Annotated in this window: 10 protein-coding genes; 4 read left to right on the top strand and 6 right to left on the bottom strand. The window is 74.9% G+C overall.

All coding sequences use genetic code 11. From position 1 onward, the window contains the following. On the top strand, positions 1-432 hold the full coding sequence (locus ACWDBE_RS26655; protein ID WP_449790256.1) for an ASCH domain-containing protein: 432 nt from the start codon (positions 1-3) through the stop codon (positions 430-432). A gap of 203 nt (positions 433-635) precedes the next feature. On the opposite strand, the gene ACWDBE_RS26650 is transcribed toward ACWDBE_RS26655, so the two are convergent. The 5 genes from ACWDBE_RS26650 to ACWDBE_RS26630 all read right to left on the bottom strand — a co-directional run bounded on the left by ACWDBE_RS26650 (position 636) and on the right by ACWDBE_RS26630 (position 3,969). Next, positions 636-1,469 (bottom strand): aldo/keto reductase, encoded by an 834-nt coding sequence (locus tag ACWDBE_RS26650; protein ID WP_449809311.1) that lies wholly within the window; start codon positions 1,467-1,469, stop codon positions 636-638. Positions 1,470-1,480: 11 nt separating this feature from the next. After that, complete coding sequence (locus ACWDBE_RS26645; protein WP_449809310.1) at positions 1,481-1,606, bottom strand: hypothetical protein; 126 nt, start codon at positions 1,604-1,606, stop codon at positions 1,481-1,483. Further along, entirely contained in the window at positions 1,603-2,028 is a 426-nt protein-coding gene (locus ACWDBE_RS26640) for a GlcG/HbpS family heme-binding protein (RefSeq protein ID WP_449790259.1), read from the bottom strand. Before ACWDBE_RS26640 ends, ACWDBE_RS26645 begins: the two co-directional genes overlap by 4 nt. 47 nt (positions 2,029-2,075) lie before the next feature. Then, positions 2,076-3,278 (bottom strand): MFS transporter, encoded by a 1,203-nt coding sequence (locus ACWDBE_RS26635; RefSeq protein ID WP_449809309.1) that lies wholly within the window; start codon positions 3,276-3,278, stop codon positions 2,076-2,078. 223 nt (positions 3,279-3,501) lie between these two features. Next, positions 3,502-3,969 (bottom strand): MarR family winged helix-turn-helix transcriptional regulator, encoded by a 468-nt coding sequence (locus ACWDBE_RS26630; protein ID WP_449790262.1) that lies wholly within the window; start codon positions 3,967-3,969, stop codon positions 3,502-3,504. 364 nt (positions 3,970-4,333) lie between these two features. Between ACWDBE_RS26630 and ACWDBE_RS26625 the strand changes: the two genes are divergently transcribed. From ACWDBE_RS26625 to ACWDBE_RS26615, 3 genes are all read left to right on the top strand, one after another. Next, the gene (locus tag ACWDBE_RS26625) at positions 4,334-4,921 is read left to right on the top strand and encodes a lytic polysaccharide monooxygenase auxiliary activity family 9 protein (RefSeq protein WP_449809308.1); all 588 of its coding nucleotides are present in this window, start codon (positions 4,334-4,336) and stop codon (positions 4,919-4,921) included. A gap of 232 nt (positions 4,922-5,153) precedes the next feature. Next, a complete protein-coding gene (locus tag ACWDBE_RS26620; RefSeq protein ID WP_449790264.1) occupies positions 5,154-6,251 on the top strand; it encodes a baeRF3 domain-containing protein in 1,098 nt (365 codons plus the stop codon). Between the two features lie 332 nt (positions 6,252-6,583). Then, complete coding sequence (locus ACWDBE_RS26615) at positions 6,584-6,754, top strand: hypothetical protein (RefSeq protein ID WP_392883381.1); 171 nt, start codon at positions 6,584-6,586, stop codon at positions 6,752-6,754. A 79-nt stretch (positions 6,755-6,833) separates the two neighbouring features. On the opposite strand, the gene ACWDBE_RS26610 is transcribed toward ACWDBE_RS26615, so the two are convergent. Continuing rightward, on the bottom strand, positions 6,834-9,722 hold the full coding sequence (locus ACWDBE_RS26610) for an ATP-binding protein (RefSeq protein WP_449790265.1): 2,889 nt from the start codon (positions 9,720-9,722) through the stop codon (positions 6,834-6,836). Positions 9,723-9,805 lie beyond the last annotated feature (83 nt).

Below are 9,805 nucleotides of genomic sequence, written 5' to 3'. Positions count from 1 at the left end.
ATGGGACATGACGACCTTCCGACCCTTGAACTCGCCTTCCCCGGTCCGGAACGTGACCGTGGTGTGGCGGCAATCCTGAGCGGCCAGAAGACCGCGCTCACGGGGCTCCTGGAGATCTACGAGCACGCCGGAGAGGCAGTACCGACGACCGGTCAGCGATTCTCGGTGCTTGATTCCGAAGGTCGTCCGGCCGTCACGATCGAGCTCGCCGACGTGCGCGTCGTTCCCATGAAGGAGATCGACGACGACTTCGCGCGAGCCGAGGGGCGCGGCTACTCCAACGTGGCCGAGTGGAGGGCAGCCCACGAGGAGTTCTTCCGGAGCGATGGCGTGAGCGAGTTCCTGGGCCGCACCCCGGTCATTGATGACGACACTCTTGTCGTTGCGGAACGCTTCCGAGTGGTCGAGCCCGACGCCTCGGGTGGTCCGTGACTCGGGTCCGACTCGATGAGAATCCGGGGGGATCAACCGGAGGCCCTGTGGGTGTCGGGACAGCTGCTGGTCATAGCCGCTCGTCCCTGCGGAACAAGTCATAGACGCGGTCCCACGGGCCACCTGGGCCACCGCGCCGCATCCTTGCAAAAACCCGCCCCGGGCGGCGGTGCGACCGCCCGGGACGGGAGTGGTGGGGCGGGTCAGCTCGCGTTGAACTGGTCCGGGTGCGGGCCGGTGCGCAGGCCGCGGTCGGTGGCGGCGATCGCCGTCATGTCCTGCTCGGTCAGCTCGAAGCCGAAGACGTCGAGGTTCTGCCGGATGCGGGCCGGGGTGACCGACTTGGGGATGACGATGTTGCCGAGCTGCAGGTGCCAGCGCAGGACGACCTGGGCGGCGGACCTGCCGGTGCGCTCGGCGATGGCGGTGATCGCCGGGTCGTCCAGGACGGCGCCCTGGGCGAGCGGGCTCCAGGCCTCGGTGGCGATGCCGTGCCGGGCGTGGAAGGCGCGCAGCTCGGCCTGCTGGAGGCCGGGGTGCAGCTCGACCTGGTTGACGGCGGGCACCAGCGAGCTGTTGTCCAGCAGGCGCTGGAGGTGGGCGGGCTGGAAGTTGGACACGCCGGCGGCGCGGATGCGGCCCTCCTCGGCGAGGCGCTCGATGGCGCGCCAGGAGTCGAGGTAGAGGTCGCGGGCCGGGGTGGGCCAGTGGATCAGGTAGAGGTCGACGTGGTCCAGGCCGAGCTTGTCGAGGCTGGCGTCGAAGGCGCGCAGGGTGGCGTCGTAGCCCTGGTCGGCGTTCCACAGCTTGGTGGTGACGAACAGGTCATCGCGGGCCACGCCGGAGGCGGCCAGGGCGCGGCCGACACCGGTCTCGTTGCCGTAGACGGCGGCGGTGTCGATGCTGCGGTAGCCGGCCTCCAGGGCGGAGGCGACGGCGGCGGTGGTCTGCTCGTCGGGGACCTGGAAGACGCCGAAGCCGAGCTGGGGGATCTCGACGCCGTTGTTCAGCTTCACGGCGGGGACGTTGGGGGTCATGCTCGTCTCCTTCAGACGGTGCGGTCGGTGAGGGTGTGGGGGACGGTCCGGGCGCTGATCAGGTCGAGGCCGCCGGTGCCCGGGCGTTCGCCGTGGTCGGCGAAGACCTCCCGGGGGGTGCGGGGGGCGGTGCTCACCGGGCGAGCCGGTCGAGGGCGGCGGTGGCGAAGGAGTGGTCCTGCTCCGGGGCGCCGCCGCCGACGCCGATGGCGCCGATCAGCCGGCCGTCGCGGTGGACCGGGATGCCGCCGGCGATGAACAGCAGCGGGCGGTCCAGGGCGGTGGGCAGGGAGTGGAACGGCCCGTCGGGCTTGACCAGGTCGACCAGGTCGGCGGTCGGGGCGTTCAGCTGCAGGGCGGTGTAGGCCTTGCGGGTGCTGGTCTCGCCGGAGATCAGCACGGCGCGATCGTCGCGGCGGAAGGCGAGCAGGTGGCCGCCCGCGTCCAGGACGGTGACGCTGACCGGCACGCCCGCGGCCTCGGCGGCGCTGCGGGCGGTCTCGACGAGGAGCTCGGCGTCGGCGGTGGTCAGCGGGGCGACGGCGGTGGTGGTGCTCATGGTGGTGCTTCTCCCGGTGGTGGGGTGGGTTCCGGTCGGATCGATGGTCAGTGGCGCAGGGCGGCGTGGCGGGGAGCCGCGCTCGTGGTGACGGCCTCACGGGTGCGGTCGCGGCGCTCCAGGGCGGCGGACCAGAAGGCCAGCAGCAGGGCCGTGGCGGCGAGGACGGCGCCGACCCAGTTCGGGGCGGTGTAGCCGAGGCCGGCGGCGATCACCATGCCGCCGAGCCAGGCGGCCAGCGCGTTGCCGAGGTTGAAGGCGCCGATGTTGACGGCGGAGGCCAGGGTGGGGGCGCCGTGGGCCTGGTCCAGGACCCGCTTCTGGAGCGGGGGGACGGTGGCGAAGCCGAGGGCTCCGACGAGCAGGACGGTGACGGCGGCGAGGACCTTGTTGTGGGCGGTGAGGGTGAACAGCGCCAGCACCACGGCGAGGCCGCCGAGGGTGGTGTAGAGCATGGGCATCAGCTTGCGGTCGGCGTAGCGCCCGCCCAGCAGGTTGCCGAGGAACATGCCGACGCCGAACAGCACCAGCAGCCAGGTGACGGAGCCGTCGGCGTAGCCGGCGACGTTGGTCATCATCGGGGCGATGTAGGTGATCGCGGCGAAGACCCCGCCGAAGCCGAGCACGGTCATCGCCATGGCGAGCAGCACCTGGGGGTTGCGGAACGCGGTGAGCTCCCGGCGCAGGTGGGCGCCCTCGGGGCGGGGCATGGCGGGTACGAGCTTGGCGATGCCGAGCAGGCCGATCACGCCGAGCGCGGCGACGCCGGCGAAGGTGGTGCGCCAGCCGACCGCCTGGCCGATGAAGGTGCCCAGCGGCACACCGACGATGTTGGCGACGGTCAGCCCGGTGAACATGGTGGCGATGGCGCCGGCCTTCTTCTGCGGGGCGACCAGGTCGGCGGCGACGACGGAGCCGATGCCGAAGAAGGCGCCGTGGGCCAGCGAGGTCACGATGCGACCGGCCAGCATCACGGGGAAGGACGGGGCGGATGCCGAGAGCAGGTTCCCGGCGACGAACAGGCCCATCAGCAGCATGAGCATGGTCTTGCGGCTGATCCGGGTGCCGAGGGCGGTCATCAGCGGGGCGCCGATGACCACGCCGAGGGCGTAGCCGGTGACCAGCAGGCCCGCGTCGGGGATGGAGACGCCGTAGTCGCCGGCGATCCGGGGCAGGAGACCCATGATCACGAACTCGGTGGTCCCGATCCCGAATGCGCCGATGGCCAGGGCGATGAGAGCGAGAGGCATGGGCCCGAACCCTTCTGTGATTGCTTGAGCTAGCGCCTTGCGTGCTTAAACAATAGTTGCAGACGCGCGATAAGTGCAAACGCTGACAGTGGGCATGCGCCATGAGGTCGAAGGGGGTGGAGGGGCCGAAGGGGGTGGAAACGCGGCCGGGCCCGGCCCGTCCGAACCGTGGGTGCGGTTCGGACGGGCCGGGCCCGGGGGAGCGGCGCTGTCGGCGGAGGCCCTAGCGGGCCGGCGAGGCGGCGTCCACGGCCTCGACCGCCCTGACCAGCGAGGTCAGCTCGGGGTTGCGGGCGGCCTCGTCGAGCGCCTCGCGCAGGGCGGCGTCGTTGGTCGGCCGGGCCCGCTCCAGGAGCTTCAGGCCGTCCTCGCTCACGTTGGTGTAGATGCCTCGGCGGTCGGTCGGGCACAGGTAGCGCGACAGCAGGCCGCGGTCCTCCAGTCGGGTGACCAGGCGGGTGGTGGCGCTCTGGCTGAGGACGACCGCGTCGGCGACCTGCTTCATCTGCAGGTGCCCGCCCACGCCGTCGTGCTGGCGGCTGAGGACGTCGAGCAGCGAGTACTCCCGCACGCTCAGGTCGTGCTCGGCCTGCAGGGCGCGTTCGATGTGCGACTCGATCCTGCCGTGCAGGAGGGACAGGGCGCCCCAGCCGTTGGCGAGGGCGGTGAGCGCGGGGTCCGTGGCGGTCATGGGGCCCGGCCTCCTTCCAGATGTGGCTGGGTACAGGATAAGCCATGATTTGAAATATCGGCTAGAGCCTGTATAGCGCTTGTGCAAGCAATCTTCCCCGCGCCGGACCCGTGTCGGACCTGCCGGAGGCGTACCGGTCCGGGTCGGGTGCCGAGTGCGGGATGCCGGTCCGCGCCCGGTATCCACGGGGCTTTGGCGCAAATGGTTCAGACCATTGACGCGCGGGGAAGGCAGCTCCTACGGTGTCGGGCAACCGGTCTGGCGCGGGCATGCCATATCTCGGCAGGCCGCCGTGCGCACCCCCACGCGCACGCGCACGCCCCGCGCCGGGCGCACACTCCATCCACCCCCACGGAGGAGCACCATGCGCAAGCGCCACCTGATCGCCGCCGCCGCCGCGATCACCCTGCCGATCGCGGCGGCCCTGCCGGCCCAGTCGCACGGCTTCATCAACCTGCCGCCGAGCCGTTCCGCGCTCTGCGGCGCCAACGCCGTCCCGTGGGACTGCGGCGACATCCAGTGGGAGCCGCAGAGCGTCGAGGGCCCCAAGGGCTTCCCGAGCCGCGGCCCGGCGGACGGCACCATCTGCGCCGGCGGCGACGCCCGCTGGGCCCCGCTGGACAACCCCCGGGGCGGCGCCTGGCCGACCACCAGGGTGACGGCGGGCCAGCAGCTCACCTTCACCTGGGAGATCGAGGCCCGGCACTCCACCACGAACTTCAAGTACTACCTGACCAAGCCGGGCTATGACGCGAGCCAGCCGATCACCCGCTCCGCCCTGGACCTGACCCCGTTCCTGACCGTCCCCTACAACGGCCGCCAGCCCGCCGCCACCACCACCCACACCGCGACCCTGCCCACCGGCCGCACCGGCCACCAGGTGATCGTCGCCGTCTGGGAGATCGCCGACACCGCCAACGCCTTCTACTCCTGCACCGACGTCCAGTTCTGACGGTCCCGACCGTCCCGACCGTCGCGTCCCGCCGACGCCGCCGCCCGACCCCGGACGGCGCCGGCGGGCCGCCGCCCGCAGCCGCAGGTCCCGGGGTGCCCGGCCCAGGTCGTGCGCGCCGCAGAAGCCGTGAATGGGTACATTGACGACATTTGGCAGCAGTGCCCAGCGCCCAGTGCCCAGGCTTCGCGCGTCCACGAAAGAAGGCCGACCGCCTTCGGAAAGGGTCTCCATGCGCCCCGACCTCAGCCCCGCCGTCCTCGCCGAGCTGCGCCGGCCGCGGCCCTATCCGGCGGTGTCGATCCTGATGCCCACCCACCGCCGGGAGCCGGACAACGCCCAGGACCCGGTCCGGCTGCGCAACCTGCTGGCCGAGGCGAAGGAGCGCGTCCAGGCCGACCCGAAGGTCTCCCGCGCCGAGCGGATCGACGTGCTGGAGCAGCTCGACCGGGCTCTCGCGGAGGTCGACCTGGTGCACGCCGAGGACGGCCTGGCCATCTTCGCCGCGCCCGGCGAGCACCAGGTCTGGTCACTCGGTCGCACCGCCCCCGCCCGGGTGGTCCTGTCCGACACCTACCTCACCCGCAACCTGGTCGCCGCGCACGCCGCCGAGCGCCCGTTCTGGGTGCTCGCGGTCGCCGCCGACAAGGTGGTGCTGTGGGGCGGCACCGAGGAGCGGGTCGCCGAGCACAAGGGCAACGGCTTCCCCCTGGTGCGCGTCTTCGACAACCCCGACCCCGAACGGCAGGAGCAGATCGGCGACACCCCCAGCACCTTCCGCGACGAGGCGACCAAGACCTTCCTGCGCCAGGCCGACACCGAGGTCGGCAAGCTGCTGGCCGCCGCCCCCCGCCCGCTGTACGTGGTCGGCGAGGCCGCCGCGCTCGCCCTGCTGGACGCCGTCGGCCCGATCGCCAAGGAGTCCACCGCGCAGCTCCCGCACGGCGGCCTGGCCCAGGCCGACGCCGAGACCGTCCGCAAGGTCGTCGAGCCCGCCGTGCGCGCCCAGGCCGAGCGCGAGGTCGCCGAACACCTCGCCCAGCTCGACAAGGCCCGCGGCGCCCAGCAGTTCGCGGCCGGCCTGGACGAGGTCTGGCAGACCGTCGGCGAGGGCCGGATCGCCCGCCTGGTGGTCGAGGAGAACTACCGCGCCACCGTGCGCGACGACGGCGAGCACCTGGTGCCCGCCGAGGCCGACCAGGAAGGCGCCCGCGAGGACATCGTCGACGAGGTGGTCGAGCGCACCCTGGACACCGGCGGCGAGATCGGCTTCGTCCCCGACGGCACCCTCGCCGACTCCGGCCGGATCGCCGCCGTCCTGCGCTACTGACCCCGCTGACCAGCCCTCAACCCGCCCGCGCCGCCCCCTCCCCGGTGGGCGGCCGCACCGTCCCCGCCGACCGGGCCGCCCTGATCGCCACCGAGGCCCGCGCCCCGGACGCCTGACCCACCCCCGGCGGACACCCCGCGGCCCCGTACCGTCCCCGGGCGGTACGGGGCCGCGGCGCGCCGCGGGGGAGCGGAAACGGCGGGTACCCAGGACGGCGGGTACCCAGCGTTCGGTACGGGATTGGGTAGCGGTACGCATTGATCCCACCCCGGCCCGGCCGGTTTCCTGGAACCCGCCCCAGCCGACGACCCTCACCCCCCAGGAGGTCGCCCATGACCCGCCGCGAGCGCCTTCGCCTCTACGCCGACGAGCACTTCACCGCCCCCGACCCCGGGCTGGTCCTGCCTGCCCGCCGCAGCAGCGGCCTGCGCCGCCCGGGCCTGGCCCGACTGGCCCGGCTCTCCCGGCTGGTCGAACGCTCCGGGCACCACCAGCACGGCTGACCCGGACCGGGTCCCGCCCCCTTGAGGGAGCGGGGCGGGACCCATTTTCCCAGGTGGCGTCAGGTGGTGTCGGATGGCGTCAGGTGGCGTCGTCCTCGGCCGCCAGCGCCTCACCCAGCCCCGCCCGCCCCACCCCGAGCTTGCGCAGCGCACCGGCCACATGGTGCTCGACCGTACGGGTCGACAGGAACAGCGCCCGCGCGATGTCCTGGTTCGCCGCCCCCTGCGCGGCCAGCGCCGCCACCTGCCGCTCACGCGGCGACAGCCGCTCGCCGTAGCCGCGCCGCCCCGGCGAGGCCGCCCGGCCCAGGCCCAACTCCCGCCGCAGCCGCTGGCAGCGGGCCGCGTCCGAGGCCGCCCCCAGCGCCAGGTACGCCCGCTCCGCGGCGGCGATCCGCTCCCCGGCCGCCGCCCGGTCCACCCCCGCCACCACGGTCGCCGCCCGCTCCCCGGCCCGCGCCGCCTCGTACGGGCGCCCGATCTCCTGCCAGAGCCCGCCCGAGCGGACGAACTGCGCGCCCGCGCCCGCCGGATCCCCGTCCGCCAGCAGCAGACCACGGGCGAAGGCCAGCGCCGCCAGCGCGGCCGGCGCGTCCCGCCCCTCCAGGTGCGCCCCCGCCTGCCCGGCCAACTCCCCGGCCCCCGCCCGGTCGCCGTCCGCCAGCAGCACCTCCACCGCCACCGGCAGCAACTCCGCCGCCCGCGGCCACGCCCCGGCCAGCCGCAGCGCCGCCAGCGCCGGCTCCAGCGTGGCCGCCGCCCGCGCCACGTCACCCTCCGCCAACTGCAGCGCCGCCAGCCCCGCCGCCGCCCGCAGCGCCCCGGTCACCTGGGACTCCCGCTCTCCGTACGGGCCCGCCTCCGCGAAGTGGGCGTGCGCCACCGCGAGCCGGCCGCGCGCCGCCGCCAGCCGGCCCAGCAGCAGCGCCTGCTCGACCCCGGCCATCGCGAGGTCGGGGAACTCCGCGCCCAGCGCGGCCAGCCGCTCCTCCAGCCCCTCCCACTGCCCGGCCAGGCCGTCCAACCGCACCAGCGCGATCCGGCTGTAGCACTCCAGATACGGGATCGCCGCCTGCCGGGCCAGCCGCCGGCTCTCCTCCAACAGCCGCGCCGCCCGCCGGTCGTGGCCCAGCTCGACGGCGATCTCACCCGCGTTGTACAGCGCGCGGGTGGTCTGCCGGACGATCTCCGGCCGCCGCGAACTGCGCGGCAGCTCCTCCAGCAGCTCCCACACCGACGGGTCGCCCTCGCGCGCCAGGAACGTCAGCCGGGTCGCCCGCACGGCCGCCGCGACCTCCTCGTCCGGGTGCGCGGCCAGCGTCCGCTCGGCCCGCTCCAGCCACTGCCAGGCGCGCTCCCCGGCGCCGTCGCGCTCGTTCATGGCCAGCGCCACCATCGCCCTGGCCGCCCGGCCCGGACGCTCCTCCAACTCCTCCAGGGACTCCTCCATCCGGTCGAAACCGGCCCGGTCCCCGCCGTGCACGGCCATCAGGAAGCCCAGCGAGAGCCGGATCTCGCCGCGGTCCGGCACCGGCAGCCGCGGGTCGGCGATGATCGCCGTCAGCACCGCCGCACTGGCCACCGAGTCCACGCCGTCCGCGGCGATCCGCGCCAGCGCCAGCGCCGCCCGCCCCCGCCGGTGCGGATCGAGGTCGGGCTCGTCCAACAGCCGCCGCAGCAGCGCCCCCGCGCTGCCGCTGTCCCCGAGCGCGACCGCCTGGTCCGCGGCCGCCTCGGCCACCTCCTGCCACGCCGCCCGGTCGCCCAGCGCCAGGGTGTGGTGGGCGATCTGCACCAGCGGCCTCGGCTCGCGCGCGCCCAGCGCCGCCACCGCCCGCCGGTGCAGCGCGGTGCGCCGCGGCCCGGGCAGCCGACGGTACGCCACCTGCTGCGCCAGCACGTGCCGGAAGCCGTAGTGGGCCAGCGGCCGCTCGTGGAGCACCGCCGCCCGCAGTGCCTCGGTCAGGCCGTCCGCCGCGGCCTGCGCCTCCAGGCCGGCCACCGCGGCCAGCAGGTCCTCCCCGGCCGGCACGCCGAGCACCGCGGCCGCGGAGGCGATCGCGGCGGCGTCCGGGGACAGCGCCGCCAGCCGCTCGGTGACGGCGTCGTGCAGGCCGCGCGGCACCTCGGACTGCTCCAGATCGGCGGCCAGGTCCGCGGCGTTGGTCAGCGCCCCGGCGCCGCGCCGCTCGCACAGCGTGATCAGGTCCTCCTCGGCGACCAGCGGCAGGCCCTCGCTGCGGTCGAACAGCACCCGGGCGAGCGCCGGCGTCGCGCGCGGGCCGAGCGCCGCCCGCGCCAGCTCGTCGACCTCGGCCTCGGCGAGCGGGGCCAGGCGCACCAGCGCGCCGCCCACCCCGGCCGGACGCCGGTAGGCGGCGCCGAGCACCGGGGTGTCCGGCGGCAGGTCCTCGGCCCGGTAGGTGAGCACCAGGGCCAGCCCCGCCGGCACGTCCCGCGCCAGCAGCAGGAGCAGCTCCCGGGTGGCGTCGTCCACCCAGTGCAGGTCCTCGACGACCAGCACCGTCTCGCCGAGCGCGCCCAGCAGCGCCCGTACGGCCTGCACGAGCAGCCGCAGCCCCGGCGTCCCGTCACCGGCGGCTGCGGGCAGCGGCGGCAGCCGGTCGGCGAGGTCGGGCAGCAGCGGACGCAGCGCCCCGGCACTGGCCGGGATGCGGTCGGCGGGCGGCAGGAACGGGCCGACGCCGCGCAGCGCGTCCACCACCGGGCCGAAGGCCAGCGGCTCGCGCAGCGGGTGGCAGAAGCCGGTCAGCACCCGGCGGCCCGCCGCGGCGGCGTCGGCGGCGGCCTCGGCCACCAGCCGGGACTTGCCGAGACCGGCCTCGCCCTCGACCAGGACGACGGCGGGCGGGTGGAGCATCGCCCGGGTGAGGCGCTCCAGTTCGGGGCGGCGCCCGACGAACGCGAATCCGGCACCGGGCGATCCCGGCTCGACGGGCCGGCTCACGGCCGTCCGGTCGGTCCGGGTGCGCGGCGCTCGCCGAGGAGGGTTGCGAAGGCCATGGGGCCCATCATGCCGTGACGGCTCCC

It is taken from the genome of Kitasatospora sp. NPDC001132 (assembly GCF_053598415.1).
The sequence above is the reverse complement of the archived record's forward strand: the minus strand, read 5'-3'. Positions and strand labels throughout refer to the sequence as shown.